This is a genomic window from Salmonella sp. HY31 (assembly GCF_042604575.1).
Lineage (GTDB): Bacteria > Pseudomonadota > Gammaproteobacteria > Enterobacterales > Enterobacteriaceae > Salmonella > Salmonella diarizonae.
In genome coordinates, this window is the sequence record NZ_CP170479.1 from 2,325,852 (window position 1) to 2,341,760 (window position 15,909).

Here is a 15,909-nt window from a genome sequence, read left to right on the forward strand (position 1 = left end):
GGTAAAACCTTAACCAACAATAAATAAAAATAACTTTGCTAATAGTCAGAGATGAATTAATCAGAATAACACTGTTCAACTCAGTAATCCTGAGCGTAATGGCGAAGCAATCTACGTTCCAAAAATCGGGTTAAACTGACAATAAAGGTAACGCCTGTAAGATACACTACGGCAGCAAAAAGGTAAGCATGGAAGAATTTAAAGTTAGTTGCAGCAACTTCCTGAATTCGCGCGAAAAATTCTGTATATTGGATAAGAAAAACGATGGTGCTGTCTTTAAGATTATTAATCACCTGATTAGTTAAGGCTGGAATGGAAGACAGCAGTACCTGAGGCAGTATAATCCACAAAAAGACCTGCCGTTTGTTAAAACCCTGAACGATTGCCGCCTCAGTTTCATATTTATTCAATGCGTTATAGGCAGTTGTCATATACGCGGCATTATATGCGCCGACATTTAGGGTAAACCCTGTTACTGCTACGGTAAAAGAGGACAGGTGAATGCCAAATTGAGGTAAACCATAATAGATAACAAACAAAATAAGAATGAGTGGCGTACCGATAAAGAAATCCATGTACATCAGAGTTATGGCTTTTACCGCTGGTCGATGGCTAAGGCTCAGAAAAAAAATGATAATTCCCCACAAAAATCCAGTGATGGAAACGATCAGAGCAAGTTTACAGGTTTCTTTAATACCGTCCACAACAAGTGGAAGCTGTTCAGCCAGGTCATTAAAGAAGAGAGACCAGCCAGCGATCATAGTTGTGCCTCGCTAAAAAAACAGTGAATATCCGGATCTGTTTCTCGTGAGGCAAGATCGGAAAAAGCGCCTTCAGCCCGAATTTTACCATGATTAAGAAACGTTACGTCATTGCTTAATAACCTGGCGAGACGAATATCATGGGTGACGCATAATATCGTGACGCCATTGTCATGAAGTTGTTTGATCAACATCCCGACCTCACGAGTCATGAGCGGATCAAGTGCAGACGTCGGCTCATCGAAAATAATGAGTTCGGGGTCGGTGACCATTGTGCGGACCAGGGCCACACGCTGTTGTTGTCCGCCTGATAACTGCGAAGGATATTTCGCGCTATGTGAGGCCATGTCAAGTTTTTGTAGCTCATGTAAGGCTTTCTCCCGGGCTAGCTGTCCGGGCATATCAAACACTTTGCATAGGGCAAGGGTAATATTATCTATGACATTAAGATGACGATATAAAGCGTAGTTCTGGAAGACACAACCGACTTTTTTTCTGAACTCAAGAATATTAAATTCTTTGTCATAAACATTCCTTCCGTGAAAGTAAATATTACCATAATCAGGGTTTTCCAGTCGAACCAGACAGCGTAAAAGCGTGGTTTTTCCACATCCGGATGGCCCCATAATAACTTTCATTTCTCCAGGTTCAATTTTCAGGCTAACCGTATCAAGAACCTTTTTTCCTGAGTACTCTTTGCTTATTTTTTTTAGTTCTATTAAAGCCATGTATATCACCTCTATTTTTTTTTGCTTCAACTAATGCGATACTTTTTCGCAAAGAATCCAGCCAGAAGAACAAAAATTTTATAAATAATGAAATATAAGAGCGCAGCAAGAGTATATATCTGTAACCCGTTCAGAGTGATGGCTGTCAAAGACATTGCCTGCTTCGTTATCTCAGAAATACCCACGGTATAAGCAAAGGGCGTCGCTTTTAATACAGAAGAAAATTCATTGATAATGCCAGGTACGGAAAAGCGCAGCATCTGTGGTAGTTCAATGTTTATTATAATCTGTAACCGACTCAATCCGGCTACTTTCGCTGCCGTAATTTCAAATGGCTCAACTAATTTAAGGGCCCCTCTAAACACCTCTGCAAGGTAACTCCCGCTGATTAAGCCGACGCTGAGATTCATAGCCAACAGGGGCGAAACATATATACCAATCGATGGCAATCCAAAATAAACAAGAAAAACAGCAATAAGTATAGGAATTCCCCGAACAGTAAACACCAGTATGTCGAGTATCTTCTGTAATGGGAGGGGGGATAGTCGCCGTAATACGGCGACTGTAAGCCCGGTAAAAAACGCTGAGAAAAAACATGTGAATGTTACCAAGCAGCGTATTACCAATTCCTTCCAGTAAGAAATAAAAGGTAGTCAATATGTTACTTGATGACATAGCTTACTATTTCATCCATTTGTCGACAATGCCAGATATTTTTTGTGGCCCCTGTTCTTTAAGCCATAAGTTAAAATCATCGCGTACTGGAGAACCTTTCTTAAAGGCAATGCCAAGTTGATCAACATTCTTGAAAACATAACGACTTTCTATCGGCATCTTTTGCTTGTTTTTGAGGGTAAAATAAACCGGCTCCTCTATGAATGCCAGATCAAGATTACCATTTTTTAAATCAGCCACCGTCTCATTATATGTTGGATACAATTTTACTTTACTTAACGAGTAGTATCCTTTGGGCTCCAGATCGTTTTTGATAATGTCGGAGTAAGCCATTCCGCGAGGGTATCCAATAGAATACTTATTTAATTCATGCAAGTTATTGAGGGTTATTTTATGATTGGCCATACTGACCAGATAAAAAGAGTTGATGTAATAAGGATCAGAAAAATCAATAACTTTCTTTCGTTTATCAGTGATTGAAATTCCCGAAAATGCTACATCTGCCTGACCACTTGCTACTGCGCCAAGCATTCCATCCCAGGCATATTCGGTGATGTTTAGCTTACAATGCCGTGACTGACAGTAAGACGAAAAAAGCTCCAGATCTATCCCCTGTAATTTGCCATCAGCGTTTTTAAATAACATGGGGGGAGAAGCCGGTGATACTGCGACGTTGAGTGTTTTCCCTTCAACGACGCTATCAGCAAAAGCTGAAGATGACATTATTCCCAACACTATCATTGATAAGATGAATTTTTTGTATAACATGCTATCTATTCTCCTGTAGTAAGGTAATACGTATTATAAATTAAGTATTAGGGAGCGAGCCTGACATTTGTAGGCGTAAAGTACACAACGTTATGTATTTCATTGCTTATGACTAAACTGATGATAACTAATTTAATCAGGAGGAATGATGGTAATAATCAAAGAGGAAGAGGTAAATATACTATGATATATCAATTGGATATGAACACAGAAAATCTGTGATAAAGATACCATCGACATTAGCACACTGGACATAGTTTATGCTCCATTTACGTATACATATTTACATGATAAGCCGATAAGTACTTTAGTGACGGTATCTTTAATGTCTCTAATTATCATCTTATCACTCTATCCTCGGCCAATATAAAGACTTATCTTTGCCTGTCAAATACATTTTTTGAGCTGGATTGATTTGCCCGCTATCTATATCTGTAAGAGTATAAGTTATTTATCATATCAGCAAGCGAAACCAAAGTAAGATACCAGTCTATGTTGTTATGATTATCAAAACGTTAATTTGTTTTAATCGATAATAATTTTCATTCAGAAACTTCTGAATATATACTGTTGTGGGTATAAAATTCTTAAATTAACATTGTATATCTTATGTAAACATACATGCGATTAATAAATCCAGAGTTGAAACTCCCTCCAGGATATAAATGGCAATATAGATGCTTTTTCATTAAGTTATCTTGCCAACGGTTAAGACAGTAACATTTTTGCTGGTTTCAACCATTTTAATCGCCTTCACAATCCATTAATCGTCTTATTATTATCATGGTAATTAAAATGAACCCTCAATGACTCATGGTCTGAGTGAAAAGAAAATTCTACATAGCATATGTATTGCGTATAATGGGTTTCGATACCCCTAATAATTGCCATGACCAATGATATGTATCTCAACCGCTTTTGTTATTTACTCCTGATCTCCGCCGTGGTCGGAAGCATTTTTACATCGCATCCCATCGTGATGTGGTTTCTGCTCGCCAACGTGATGACGCTGATGATCTACGGTATGGACAAAATGGCGGCACGTAAGGCCTGGCGCAGAGTGCCGGAATCCACTTTGCTGGTTTTTGGAGTTATCGGTGGGTGGCTTGGTGCTATTGTTGGCCAACAACTTTTCCGTCATAAAACGCAAAAGCAGCCATTCAAAACATATTTCATCGTCAGTGTGATAGTGAGTATTTCAGTTATAGCGGCGATTTATCAACTCTATCCATTTTTGTCTTACTGAACACAGGCTATTATGTGACCAATCGCCAGCAAAGATAACATCCTATTCTCGTGCTACTGGTGTTATGACATTGAACAACGTTTCACGCATGGCATACAGTAGCAGATGAAATATTTATTTTATTCGTTAGAATAATGATTAACTATAAAACTTTCTAGCATTATGGCAAAACAATGATGAACCTCCTGGGTTGGATGGACATAGTCATTAAAAACGTATTGCGGACATATATCTAGTCGGGGATCTTTAGTTCCAGGAATATGCACATAGCCATGGTGAGTAAAAGGATTTTCCGTATCATAACCAATACCATTAGCCACATCGGTTATCTGCTTAAATGCATCGGTGGTCTCAAAATAACATATCTTATGCTGTGGATATTTTTCTTTTAATTCTTCAACATAATTTTTTAGCAGGGCATTGTGAGCGATACTATCATCCTTAAGTTTTCTTTTGTCATCAGAATGTTTGCCATAAGGTGTCGCAGACAAATTTGGAATTCCCATAACCAGAACATTATTAACTCCGCCGGAAATTACTTTTTCAATATCATCAATTTGTTGCTCAACAATCTCTGCTACATTATCTTTGTGTAGTGTCATATAGTCGTTGGGGCCCAATAGAAATATGACCAGGTCCTGGTGGGAAGGGGAGTAAGATGCAACTTGCCTGTCCGTATTTGATACAAAGTCGCCTATGCAATTAAAGCATGAATAGCTTGCCGATGTACTTCCTCCTTCGGCAAAATTAATCATCTCCTTACTTAAAAATAGAGGGGATGATAAAAACTCAGGCCAGGTAAATCCATTAGTGAACCTTCCTCCATAGTATTGACCATAGGAAGGTAAGATATGATGTGTTTTTTTAAACATACGCCCCATCGAGTCAGATAAACTGTCCCCAAAAATCACAAATCTGGTAATATCGCCCAAAGAAATATTTTTTTCCTTCGGGTATAATTTATTGATTTCTTTGGCAAGACCAAAGGCTTCCGGATGACATTCAACCTCAATAGATAAAAGAATCATACCGTTATCATCCTTAATAATCAATTCATCGGCATGCTCCTGTGATTCTATAATAAACTGTTCCTTACATCCCTGAGAGGCTAATTCACGGAGCTTGATGTATGCTCCGCGAACCTGTACCGCTGTTAAATTAAGCTCCTGATAGTGGTAAAGTTGAAAGATACATTCGAGTGCCTCTGCATGGTATGTGGAGAAGAAATATGCTTTTATTTTTTCCCACAAATTCATTTCCGGAAGGCGTGAACTCTCTTTTATAGCGCCAAATTTTTCAGCGCTGATAGAAGATTTGAAATAACCCTGTCCAACACTGAATGGCATTGTGTCCTCCTTATTCTATACTAAGATTAGATAAAATACTTTAGCAAAAACATTAGTTAGCAAATATGAGTAAAAAAAGTAATCAGGTGAATACTGTATATTGAATTGCTGAGAGCTCTATGTAGCCATAAATTTTACAAGATCTTAGCTCGACGCTTATTGCTTTCTTACTAATTGAGTTGGTCTGGCAGATGGTTACAGTTAATAAAGAAAAATATATTCAGTGCGTATTATTTTTTATGAAAGTAAATATATCATCAACAACCTGATGTTAATGTCAGGTGCATATTATCTGATTGCTATCATTATTGAGTGTGAGCCTGGTTAAGGAAAATACTTAAAAAAGTATGCATTTTTGATTTTAGTGCTCTGGCGTGAGCACGAGCTGGCTTGATACTCAGGAATGGCGAGCCGTTTATAGGCTTAGCATTCGCCTGTTATTGCTAACTTGTTGTTTTTAGGTGATTTTTAAACTCTATTTTTATAGTCAATATTTTAAAGTGGGTTAACTATAATGAGTGATGATTCGATCATTAAAAACTCTTCGATGCTTTTGGCCTATTTAGGTGGTTTGGGATGGGGAAGCGCCTATTTTTATGGGTGGGGAGTCTCCGCATACTATGGTTTCCCATGGTGGTATGTAGGCGTTGGTCCCGACAACATTGCTCGAAGTTTATTCCACGCTATTAGCCCGATGGCTATATTTATAGTGGCATGGGGGATTGGTATTTTATTGTTTTTTGTAGTAAAGCGAAAAGCACACATTAATGATCTTAGCTTTTTACGTCTTTTTTTAGCTGCGGTTTTGTTCTTTATTCCAATTGTTATTTAGTTCTCTATCTTAAGAAAGTCATTTTTGTGGGAGCTTTTTTTTATCGTTTTACTGGTGGCCCTATGCTTATCGGTGGGTATGCGGTTTTACAGTAAACTGCTACCAGTAATTTGTTTTACTCAACTAAGTTGGGTGCGAAGATATTGTTTTACCATAATTATGGTGGGGTTTATTATATACTTTTGGATGTTTTCTTTTTTTGTTGGGCTTTATAAGCCGCAATTAAAGAAAGAATACGAAATGATATTATATGATGGCGGCTGGTACTACGTATTGGCCAGATATCATGATAGTTTTGTTTTGTCGAAGTCGTTTACTAAAAATAATAACAGATTTATTATCTTTAGGCCAGAAGATGGGCTCTCTTATGAAATTGCGTTGGTAAAAGTTAGACTTTAATAAACGGATTGTCCGGGGGAGGGCATGAGCTGATTCCGGGAGTACGTATCAACGAATGTTTGCTGATAACTACGCCCGACACCTTTTAGATTGCCAACGTAGAACGTGTCCTGTGACCCCAGATAACCCGGATGAGCGGTTTCAATTTCACCACAGGCCTCGTCATCACTGGCTTTACGCTCCAGCGCTGCGATCTGGCTGTCAGTCAGTTCAATATCATCACGGGCCACTTTTTCTTCCAGCGCTTTCAGGCGTTTTTTGAAGTTCTCAAGGTTATGGCGTAACCAGACGGAACGAACACCACTGCCGGAGATAAAAACGCCCTGTTTGCGCAGCGCGTTGCTGGTCCGGTGCTGGCCGTGAGCCGGGAATGCGACGGCATAATCAACCACAGCCCGCTCAGTGGCTGCATCGGTGCGGTTCTTAAGGTCAGGAGCGCTGCGATTTATCAGCGCTTCCACGCCGCCTTCGTCGGCCAGTTCGCGGTAACGATAAAATGTATCACGTGAAACGCCCATGATTTTACAGGCTTTCGATACATTGCTGAGTTCTTCAGCCAGATTGAGCAAACCGGCTTTGTGTTTGATGACGGGATTGTTAGTATGAAGCATGAGAGTTACCTCGTGTTTTGTATAAGGATTCGACACCCATATCAAAACCGGTAACTCTCAACCTTTCAAGGCCATGTATCAGAGCAAGTCGCGACTAATACAAATTAAGAAAGTAAAACAATATTAATAGGTTAATCAGACTGCCAAATGGCGGCCTTTTTTATTCCCCTCATTCTTGAGAGGAGTCAAAGCAATTAAGAGGGGGTTAGATGTCAGATCCGATTTCTGGTACTGGGCTGGCTGGTGGTGTCCTGACGGGGCCAGTATCTATGGACTGCTGACCTGAACTGGTTACTGTGTTGTAGCATCGTGGGATTTTGCATTTTTTGATGAGTGTCAATTACTAAATTCGTAGGAGATTCTTGGTGGTGATGTGTGACCGATCTCTTTTAAAATGATATTGGTATACTCGACTACCGGGCCTCTTGGATTGTTATCTTCTTTGTCCTGAAGATGAGTCAACGCGTGTACTACTTCATGAATAAATGAGCGTGTTGTATCAAATGGTTGTGGGCCATCATTACTTTCATAGCACTCTGGTATTGAATCATCGTCTGTATCATCCAGGTTGAGGGCAATCACTTTTCTGCCTTCTGAACTCTCCAGGTCCTCATCAGTTACGGTAGTTCCAAAGTTTTCTCCGGCTCCCAGTAACCAACGTTGTTCTACATCATGCAATTCTTGATCGTAGGCATAATTCATCAGTCTGCGGAATGTCCCGCTTTGAGTGTATGCATCTTCAAGTATGCGTGATAGCACCTCACGGCATTCATCATAGGTATCATCATCAATTTCAACTTCGGGATCCATTCCCCCTGGTCCTGAGACCATATATTCAACAAGGCGTATTGGTTCCAGTCTGGCTTTATCATCAGTAGCAAGACCATCATGTTGGAGGCGTAATTGCGAAGGATTATCTTTGTGTTCAGGAAGGTCTGGAAATACCTTGCTGTCATGGGGATGGGGTAATCCGTAGGTTGATATCATGTCATTGATAAATATTGACTTAATTCCTGTCGGCATGGTGAGTTATATATCCATTTTATTACTTATCATTAACACTCTATCAGCAGTATGATTTTGTCAAACAGAATTCACTCAGCACGCAATCAATTAAGCTAAAAGCTAAATTTGCAGTATTTGATTTGAATGTGAGTCTGCTTTCCGCGCTGGCGACCTGTAACCGGGATAAGGCTGGTATCCGAAGAATGGAGGAATCACAGACCCCGTATCAGTCGAAAATTATCGTACCAGAATAACCTGTGAGCACAATTATGGCTTTGTAAGAGTCAGTAAATATATCTGAACAATGAAGTGGTATATCACTAAAAATGAGTTGTTGATTGTTTTTCGGCTATTATTTTCTGTGGTTATATTTATCTGGCTAACTTTCATCTCGGTTTTTCCGGTTTCATAACGGAATGATTTTAAGTAAAATCCTAATGGACTATATTGTGTGCGTTTTAACTCGTTAGGAATTCGTTGTGAATAAGAAATTATTAGCGCTTTTGGTGGAACTCCCAAACCATCATCTCTGAATATCACTAATGGTGCCACTGTCTCTGTCAATAGTGATCCTGCAGATTCGTCGTATTTAACAGGTACAGGCAACGTAAGTATCGAAAGCAGTAATTTAACTGTCGAAGGTAATGGCAGCGCTCTGAATGTTGAAGAGATGTTGTATGTTCGTAACTCTCAGCTTAAAATTGATAACAAGGCTATATTGACTGCGGGTTCTCAAGTGGTAAGCCAGTTAGATAACTCTCATATTATTGTTTCTGGTAATTCCAAGCTGAATACAAATACATTAGTTCTTAATGCCAACACAAACTCAACGATGCTGGTTAGTGGTGGTTCTGAGGTTATTGCAAATACTTTTTTTATGTCATCTGCTGATGATTATAAAAGTTCATATATTAAAATTGATGGTGCCGATAGCCGTTTAAATGTCAGCGACGCTTACCTGGGATATATTGGTAATGCCTCACTGGTTGTCTCAAATGGTGGTGAGGTTAATGTCAGAAATGAAATTGAACTGGCCGAAAGAGCAGGGCAAAATGCAACCATTACAATTGGCGGTCTTGATGAGTCAGCGCCAGAAGCACCAGGGTATGTAAACGCATCAGAAATTGTATTCAAATCGGGAACGGGGGAGATAAGGTTTAATCACACTTCTGATAATTATGATTTTTCAACACCAATCTCAGGGATGGGTGATTTAACATTTATTAACGGTACAACTAACCTGACAGGTGATAATAAGAAGATGTCAGGCAAGGTTAATGTTGGTGCGGGAAGTATTCTTAATGTTTTAAATGATAACGCTTTGGGTGATAGTTCTGTAACTATTGCTTCAAGTGGCCAACTGGCATTACTAACAGCAAATGATTTTAAATTTAATAATAATCTGGTTAATGACGGCACTATTACCTTATCAGATCAAAATACTTACGGTAAGTTGGTGACTGTTTCTGGTAATTACACCAGTAATAATGGGGCGTTGGTTTTTAATGGTGCTCTGGCTGATGATAATACAGTCATAGATAAACTGTTAATCAAAGGGAATTATGACGGAACCACTAATGTGGCAGTGAATAACATTGGTGGGATTGGGGCTGAAACACTAAACGGGATTGATATTATTTCCATTGACGGAAATGTTAATGGATCATTTAAACAGGCTGGGCGTATAGTCGCTGGTGCATACGATTATAGTCTGGTTAGAGGTGAAGGGGCTAATGAAAATCATTGGTACTTAACCAGTCAAAAACAACCGACACCGGGACCGGATCCAGTCCCTACGCCGGAACCCACACCTACACCTACACCGGAGCCAACTCCTGTACCGAAACCCAGTTTCAATATTCTGCGTCCGGAAGCTGGTAGCTATGTAGCCAATAATTATTTTTCCAATACTATGTTCCTGAATGATTTTCAGGACAGAAGTGGGGAAGTAAAGTATTTTGATCCGATATCTGGTACTTATAAGTTCTCTAGCCTATGGATGCGACAAGAGGGGGGGCATAATCGCTTCAATGACAGCACCGGACAGTTGAAGACACAAAGCAACCGTTATGTTCTGCAGCTAGGTGGAGACTTATTTAAATGGGCAGGTCGTGACGATGAGTCAATTCGTATTGGTATTATGGGTGGGTATGGTAATAACCATAGCCGTACTCATTCGTCAATTACTGATTATTCCTCAAAGGCATCTGTTAATGGATACAGTGCTGGTTTATATGCCACCTGGATTAAAGGCTACGATGATAAATCATGGACTTATGTAGATGTTTGGGGCCAATATAGTTGGTTTGATAACTCAGTAAAAGGGGAGCAGATTTCTGAAGAATCATATTCCTCAAAAGGTTTTACTGGGTCTATTGAAGGAGGTTATGCTTACAAGGTTGGTGAAAGTGGCCGTACTTCCTATTGGCTTCAACCAGTGGCGCAACTTGCACTGATGGATGTCAGAACCAGGAACCTCAATGAAAAAAACGGCACTAACGTTTCATTCAACGGAAGCGGCAATATCATGTCACGACTAGGTGTAAGAGCTTATACTAACGGACATAATAAAATAGATGATAATAGTGGCCGTACTTTTGAGCCGTATGTAGAGGTAAATTACATTCATAACACCAAAGACTTTAGCGTCAAAATGAATAATGAGACAGTAAGTCAGTCTGGCGCCAGAAATGCATTTGAGGCGAAAGTGGGTGTTAATGGACAGCTTTCAGAAAACACCAATGTTTGGGTGAATGTATCCCAGCAAGTAGGTAGCAACAGCTTTTCTGATTCCCAGGCCACGTTGGGTATAAAATACGCATTCTAATCTTGAGGTGAAGTTAAAAAGGCCACTGATTGTGGCCTTTTTATTACCACTGTTATGGGGGGGCCTGCCAAAAAAGAAATGTCACGCCTCGTACTTGCACTATCATTGAGAAGCTTTCAATGCCACAACAAACACCAAAAGCCAGCCGTGTTCTAGATTGCCGCAATACCACCACTGATCAGTCAGGCTATTGCGAACAACACAAAAGCGAAGGCTGGAAGCAGAACCGGATCACCAAATGCGCACAGTGGTCATCGCCTGCCAGCGCTGAGTGTCCTTTCCGTTGCGATCGTGAGACCAAACAGAATCACAGCCAAAGCACCAAAGAAAGCCCTTATCTGGTGCCACTGCGATATGGCAATGGCATCTCCTTCTGACAGATGTCCGCATTGTGGCAGAATCAGCGACCGGAAGAGACGGTTTAAGCGAGTGCCTTTATGAGACCTGTGATACCTACAGACGGAACCAGTACACCAGTCTGTATCTTTTGTTTAGCTTCAATTCTTTGTCTGATGTACAACGTTAATACCAATAACCATACAAAGGGCAATGATTTGAGAGTCGTGCGAAATCATTTCATGGCCGAAGAAATTGGCGATACGGTTATCCAGTTACTTGAGAATGGCAAAAGGGTTACGACAGGCAATATAGCTGACTTGCTCGAAAGGAAAAGTCATACGTTGCATGGTGAACAGGCTGATAATATAAGATAAATTCTGATATTTATCAGGAAAAAATCTGTCCTTTAAACTTGCCATCGACCTCCTGCTTATTGTAGGTTTTTTTCTCGTTGCGGCGAATCCAGCTATGCGCATGGGCGGAAGTGGTTTCAGGATAGTTGATTATCAGGGGAGTGCGAGTCACGGTTAAACCAACTAACGACTCACAGGGAGGCGCCTGGCACCGCAACACCCAGCAGAAATCAGACTCGTACTTAAAGGCTACTTCGGTAGCCTTTTCTTATTTATGCGAACAGCCAGACAGGATTACGCAGTAAAGAGACTTCGAACACAATGTAAGTGATAAGGATGGCGGTGAGGGCTTTTTCCCAGAAGTTCATATAGCAGATCTCCAAAAAAAAGCCCGGTCAGAGAACCGAGTAAAATCATTCAATATAAGCATTCACCATGGGATATACGTTCATACATGGAAAGATGAACGACGGTAAAAACATAACCATTTCAGGATAGACAGGTCAACAGGCTGCGCCAGGGCGTAGCCTTTTCTTTTTCTATTCACAGGACATCCATTTTGAATATCGAAAAGCACACTACGTGGCTGGCCTACCTGTGGGCGTTTATTAGTAGCCTTTTTGCTCAATGGACGCTGAATGACTACGGCGCGTTGATTGGCATCATCCTCGGCATCGGAACGTTTCTGGTTAATCGCCACTACAAACAGCAATCCGCGCAGGCGCAGAAAGCCAGGTGGCAGCGATAGAGAAGCGTAATCAGATACTGAGACAGCTTGCCAGCAGGCCGGATAGTTCGCTGAAATCGCTGGTACTCACCGCAGAAGAACCGGAGGGAGACGATGGCGCTAAGGACGAAAGTTAAAGCCCTTCTGGCTGGTGGCGCGAGTGTAATAGTGATAGCGGCGGCGCTTTTGGGCGGTAATGACGGTCTGGAAGGCAGGCGCCACGAACCCTATCGGGATGTGGCTGGCGTACTTACTGTATGTGATGGACATACGTACCTGGCAAGCACTACACCGATGCGGAGTGTGATGCACTGCTGAATAAAGACCTTGCACTGGTCGCAGCCCGCATTGATCCACTGATTAAGGCCAGTATCCCGAACAGAGAAAGAGCCGCGCTCTACTCCTTTGCGTACAACGTTGGCACTGGCGCGTTAGCCAGGTCAACCCTACTGAAAAAACTCAACGCTGGCGACCATGCCGGAGCCTGCAACGAGCTTAAACGCTGGACGTATGCAGGTGGCAGACAGTGGAAAGGACTGGTAACGCGTCGCGAGATTGAGCGCGAAGTGTGTACGTGGGGGCAGAAATGAACCGCATAACCACGGGCGTAATAGCCTCATTGTTGATTGTGGTCGCGGCGCTGGCGAACGCGACAATTACCGACATGACGAAGCGCCAGCGTGACGTTGCCGCCCTCGATGCAAAATACACGAAGGAATTAGCTGATGCACAGACCAGGAATACTGATTTGCAGCGCCGCCTTGCTGCTGGTGGCCGGCGCTGTACAGTGCCCACCTGGACCGCAACCACCAGCGCCAGCCGCGTGGGCAATGCTGCCACCGTCGAACTCTCTCCAGATTCTGGACGGAATGTTCTCGATATCCGCGCCGGGATCATCAGCGACCAGGAAAAACTGAAGTATTTGCAGGAGTACATTCGGACGCAGTGTCTGAAATAAAAGACCCGGAGATGGACACCTGCATCTCCGGGCGGAAGACAAACATGTTCAGCATCGTCATTAAAAGCACGCCATGAAATCTTATTTAGTTTTTTCTGGAGTTTATAACCAGTTAAATAATTTCCAGATTATAAATGATATAACATAACAAAATATTGGCCAGTCTGACCACTGGCTTTTTTACATCTGTCAACGAGCCCCGGACAAAGTGAGCGGACAGAACTGAAACCTGATAACAAGGAAAATTAATGAAGGCAAAATTATTCGTACTGGCCCTGGTATGTGTGTCCCTCGCCGGTTGTACAACGCTTTATTATCGGTAATGACTATGCGCCGTATATTAGCCACCACTGCCGCACTTTGTCTTGGCGGCTGCATTACTGTGTATGGTCCGGTTAAAACGGGAGGGCAGCCAGACCGGGCAGCAGCCAGGGATGAGCGAACAGATATCAACCTCATTCATCGGTAATCGTAAACCGGATGAGTTGCTGAATGCCGTGGAGCTGTATTTCAGGGAGAAGGCCATCACAGCCAGTGTTAACGACCATACCACAGGGATTATCGCCGGTATTGGGGATGACCCGGAGCTGAGTTCGTTGTATCTGGACTGTTCACTATTACCGCAGACACAAAATATCCAGGAGCATTACCGTATCGTCGCGCAGGTCTGGAGTTCCGGTGAAGGCAGTAATGTTTCGGTAATGGTGACAGGCACTGCCGACGGTAACGATAAGGTGAAGCCGGTTGAGAGTAAAAGCACCGGGATATTTGAGAAAGATTTGCTGGAACGGTTACGTAAGTAAGCATTACAGCAGGGGCTAATCCGTGGAAGGACATCAACCTTTACGGGTCCTTTCCGGCAGTCCGGAACATTACGGGGCGGCAGCGTCGCAGGATTTCACTCCTTATGAAATTTTTCAGGGAAAAATCAGATCCGTTCTTCTTATCGTTTATTGGTTGTTTTTAAAGGTTTTTTTAGAAAAAAAGTATCTGCTGGATAACGTTTTTAGCTAAAAACGTTATCCAGCAGATACTTTCCTGTTTCCGGGGGACTTTTCCATGAACGTGAACAAAAAAACTGGCTGAAATTTTTGGTTGTGACGCCAGAACTGTCACAGCCTGGCAAAGCTAGGGTTTGCCGCTTGTTCTGGTGCCTCGGCGGTGCAGTAGCCAAAAACTACCGTGAAAAATCGGTGGATGTGGTCTGCTATGACGAATTGTCATCTTTTGAGCCGGATGTCGAGAAAGAAGGTTCGCCGACGCTGCTAGGGGATAAACGTATTGAAGGTTCTGTCTGGCCTAAATCCATTCGGGGCTCCACACCAAAAGTCAAAGGGTCATGCCAGATTGAAAAGGGGGCAAATGAATCGGCGCATTTTATGCGTTTTCATGTACCGTGTCCGCACTGTGGCGAAGAACGGTACCTTAAATTCGGTGATGCAGTACGCCGTTCGGTCTGAAATGGGAGAAAAGCAAGCCGGAGACGGTGTATTACCTTTGTGAACATAATGGATGCGTGATCCGTCAGTCGGAACTTGATCAGAAAGCGGGACGCTGGATTTGCGATAACACAGGCATGTGGACACGTGATGGACTGACTTATTTCAGCGCGTCCGGTGAGGAGGTTCCGCCGCCACGATCCATTACCTTTCATATCTGGACGGCTTACAGTCCCTTTACCACCTGGATACAGATTGTTTATGACTGGCTGGATGCGCTGAAAGATCCAAATGGTGTGAAAACCTTTATAAACACCACCCTGGGCGAGCCTTATGAAGAGGCGGTAGCCGAAAAACTCAGCCATGAGCTTTTGCTGGAAAAAGTGATTCATTATTAACTGTGTACGCCAGCCGGGCATCACATCATTAAAAAGAAACTTTGGCGTTTATTTTCTGCGGCCTGAAAAAGTTCCTCGCGTGCTGGATTGCGCTGAAGGTGAACTGATTTTTAAGATATTTGTCAATAAGTTATAACATATTGATTTTTATATTATCTTTTATTTTACAATTACATAAAAAAATTGATAGTATACTCCCCTATAGTATACGGAGGGCGTATGCCGCATTCACCTGAAGATAAAAAACGTATTCTTACCCGTGTTCGTCGTATTCGCGGGCAGGTCGAAGCGCTGGAGCGGGCGCTTGAGTCCGGCGAGCCTTGTCTGGCGATTTTGCAACAGATTGCCGCCGTGCGCGGCGCGTCTAATGGCCTGATGAGTGAAATGGTTGAAATCCACCTGAAAGATGAGCTGGTCAGCGGGGAAACCACGCCAGATCAGCGCGCTGTTCGGATGGCGGAAATCGGCCATCTCCTTCGCGCTTATCTAAAATAACA

Annotated in this window: 12 protein-coding genes and 8 pseudogenes; 12 read left to right on the forward strand and 8 right to left on the reverse strand. The window is 42.2% G+C overall.

Annotation, left to right across the window (positions count from 1 at the left end; translation table 11 throughout):
* Positions 1-80: 80 nt before the first annotated feature.
* From ACE15A_RS11020 to ACE15A_RS11035, 4 genes and pseudogenes are all read right to left on the reverse strand, one after another.
* Entirely contained in the window at positions 81-761 is a 681-nt protein-coding gene (locus ACE15A_RS11020; protein WP_023249450.1) for an amino acid ABC transporter permease, read from the reverse strand.
* Positions 758-1,489 carry an amino acid ABC transporter ATP-binding protein gene (locus ACE15A_RS11025; protein WP_023249449.1) on the reverse strand — a complete coding sequence of 244 codons (732 nt, stop codon included), beginning with the start codon at positions 1,487-1,489 and terminating at the stop codon, positions 758-760. Before ACE15A_RS11025 ends, ACE15A_RS11020 begins: the two co-directional genes overlap by 4 nt.
* A gap of 26 nt (positions 1,490-1,515) precedes the next feature.
* A pseudogene (locus tag ACE15A_RS11030) lies at positions 1,516-2,164 on the reverse strand (amino acid ABC transporter permease).
* Between the two features lie 6 nt (positions 2,165-2,170).
* Positions 2,171-2,932 carry a transporter substrate-binding domain-containing protein gene (locus ACE15A_RS11035; protein ID WP_053509763.1) on the reverse strand — a complete coding sequence of 254 codons (762 nt, stop codon included), beginning with the start codon at positions 2,930-2,932 and terminating at the stop codon, positions 2,171-2,173.
* Between the two features lie 901 nt (positions 2,933-3,833).
* Between ACE15A_RS11035 and ACE15A_RS11040 the strand changes: the two genes are divergently transcribed.
* On the forward strand, positions 3,834-4,178 hold the full coding sequence (locus tag ACE15A_RS11040) for a DUF1294 domain-containing protein (protein WP_053509783.1): 345 nt from the start codon (positions 3,834-3,836) through the stop codon (positions 4,176-4,178).
* Between the two features lie 119 nt (positions 4,179-4,297).
* On the opposite strand, the gene ACE15A_RS11045 is transcribed toward ACE15A_RS11040, so the two are convergent.
* Complete coding sequence (locus ACE15A_RS11045; protein WP_023249445.1) at positions 4,298-5,524, reverse strand: type III secretion system effector; 1,227 nt, start codon at positions 5,522-5,524, stop codon at positions 4,298-4,300.
* 514 nt (positions 5,525-6,038) lie between these two features.
* On the opposite strand from ACE15A_RS11045, the pseudogene ACE15A_RS11050 reads away from it, so the two are divergent.
* Positions 6,039-6,755 (forward strand): annotated as a pseudogene (locus ACE15A_RS11050) (hypothetical protein).
* Between the two features lie 35 nt (positions 6,756-6,790).
* Here ACE15A_RS11050 and ACE15A_RS11055 read toward each other — a convergent pair.
* Positions 6,791-7,366 (reverse strand): annotated as a pseudogene (locus tag ACE15A_RS11055) (helix-turn-helix domain-containing protein); the annotation flags it as partial.
* A 336-nt stretch (positions 7,367-7,702) separates the two neighbouring features.
* Complete coding sequence (locus ACE15A_RS11060) at positions 7,703-8,389, reverse strand: PipA/GogA/GtgA family type III secretion system effector (protein WP_053509761.1); 687 nt, start codon at positions 8,387-8,389, stop codon at positions 7,703-7,705.
* A gap of 652 nt (positions 8,390-9,041) precedes the next feature.
* Here ACE15A_RS11060 and ACE15A_RS11065 point away from each other — a divergent pair.
* Both ACE15A_RS11065 and ACE15A_RS11070 read left to right on the forward strand, forming a co-directional pair.
* Positions 9,042-11,198 carry an autotransporter outer membrane beta-barrel domain-containing protein gene (locus ACE15A_RS11065; protein ID WP_053509759.1) on the forward strand — a complete coding sequence of 719 codons (2,157 nt, stop codon included), beginning with the start codon at positions 9,042-9,044 and terminating at the stop codon, positions 11,196-11,198.
* Positions 11,199-11,317: 119 nt separating this feature from the next.
* Positions 11,318-11,422, forward strand: a pseudogene (locus ACE15A_RS11070) (HNH endonuclease); the annotation flags it as partial.
* A 387-nt stretch (positions 11,423-11,809) separates the two neighbouring features.
* On the opposite strand, the gene ACE15A_RS11075 reads toward ACE15A_RS11070, so the two are convergent.
* On the reverse strand, positions 11,810-11,956 hold the full coding sequence (locus ACE15A_RS11075) for a hypothetical protein (protein WP_164984578.1): 147 nt from the start codon (positions 11,954-11,956) through the stop codon (positions 11,810-11,812).
* 493 nt (positions 11,957-12,449) lie between these two features.
* Here ACE15A_RS11075 and ACE15A_RS11080 point away from each other — a divergent pair, with 493 nt between their 5' ends.
* The 8 genes and pseudogenes from ACE15A_RS11080 to ACE15A_RS11115 all read left to right on the forward strand — a co-directional run bounded on the left by ACE15A_RS11080 (position 12,450) and on the right by ACE15A_RS11115 (position 15,907).
* Positions 12,450-12,638, forward strand: a complete 189-nt coding sequence (locus ACE15A_RS11080) for an HP1 family phage holin (RefSeq protein WP_226302666.1) — start codon at positions 12,450-12,452, stop codon at positions 12,636-12,638.
* A 93-nt stretch (positions 12,639-12,731) separates the two neighbouring features.
* A pseudogene (locus ACE15A_RS11085) lies at positions 12,732-13,207 on the forward strand (lysozyme).
* A complete protein-coding gene (locus ACE15A_RS11090; RefSeq protein ID WP_053509757.1) occupies positions 13,204-13,575 on the forward strand; it encodes a lysis protein in 372 nt (123 codons plus the stop codon). The pseudogene ACE15A_RS11085 and the gene ACE15A_RS11090 overlap by 4 nt, the downstream one beginning before the upstream one ends.
* A gap of 328 nt (positions 13,576-13,903) precedes the next feature.
* Positions 13,904-14,378, forward strand: a pseudogene (locus ACE15A_RS11095) (hypothetical protein).
* Between the two features lie 22 nt (positions 14,379-14,400).
* The gene (locus tag ACE15A_RS11100) at positions 14,401-14,589 is read left to right on the forward strand and encodes a hypothetical protein (protein WP_053509754.1); all 189 of its coding nucleotides are present in this window, start codon (positions 14,401-14,403) and stop codon (positions 14,587-14,589) included.
* A gap of 45 nt (positions 14,590-14,634) precedes the next feature.
* Positions 14,635-14,704: pseudogene (locus ACE15A_RS11105) on the forward strand (terminase small subunit); the annotation flags it as partial.
* Positions 14,705-14,720: 16 nt separating this feature from the next.
* Positions 14,721-15,409 (forward strand): annotated as a pseudogene (locus tag ACE15A_RS11110) (terminase gpA endonuclease subunit); the annotation flags it as partial.
* Positions 15,410-15,631: 222 nt separating this feature from the next.
* Entirely contained in the window at positions 15,632-15,907 is a 276-nt protein-coding gene (locus ACE15A_RS11115; RefSeq protein ID WP_001120770.1) for a metal/formaldehyde-sensitive transcriptional repressor, read from the forward strand.
* Positions 15,908-15,909 lie beyond the last annotated feature (2 nt).

What these genes read in the sequence shown, in the direction of transcription:
- ACE15A_RS11020 (WP_023249450.1), bottom strand. Translation starts at nt 761, where the DNA reads ATGATCGCTGGCTGGTCTCTCTTCTTTAATGACCTGGCTGAACAGCTT.
- ACE15A_RS11025 (WP_023249449.1), bottom strand. Translation starts at nt 1,489, where the DNA reads ATGGCTTTAATAGAACTAAAAAAAATAAGCAAAGAGTACTCAGGAAAA.
- ACE15A_RS11035 (WP_053509763.1), bottom strand. Translation starts at nt 2,932, where the DNA reads ATGTTATACAAAAAATTCATCTTATCAATGATAGTGTTGGGAATAATG.
- ACE15A_RS11040 (WP_053509783.1), top strand. Translation starts at nt 3,834, where the DNA reads ATGTATCTCAACCGCTTTTGTTATTTACTCCTGATCTCCGCCGTGGTC.
- ACE15A_RS11045 (WP_023249445.1), bottom strand. Translation starts at nt 5,524, where the DNA reads ATGCCATTCAGTGTTGGACAGGGTTATTTCAAATCTTCTATCAGCGCT.
- ACE15A_RS11060 (WP_053509761.1), bottom strand. Translation starts at nt 8,389, where the DNA reads ATGCCGACAGGAATTAAGTCAATATTTATCAATGACATGATATCAACC.
- ACE15A_RS11065 (WP_053509759.1), top strand. Translation starts at nt 9,042, where the DNA reads ATGTTGTATGTTCGTAACTCTCAGCTTAAAATTGATAACAAGGCTATA.
- ACE15A_RS11075 (WP_164984578.1), bottom strand. Translation starts at nt 11,956, where the DNA reads ATGGCAAGTTTAAAGGACAGATTTTTTCCTGATAAATATCAGAATTTA.
- ACE15A_RS11090 (WP_053509757.1), top strand. Translation starts at nt 13,204, where the DNA reads ATGAACCGCATAACCACGGGCGTAATAGCCTCATTGTTGATTGTGGTC.
- ACE15A_RS11115 (WP_001120770.1), top strand. Translation starts at nt 15,632, where the DNA reads ATGCCGCATTCACCTGAAGATAAAAAACGTATTCTTACCCGTGTTCGT.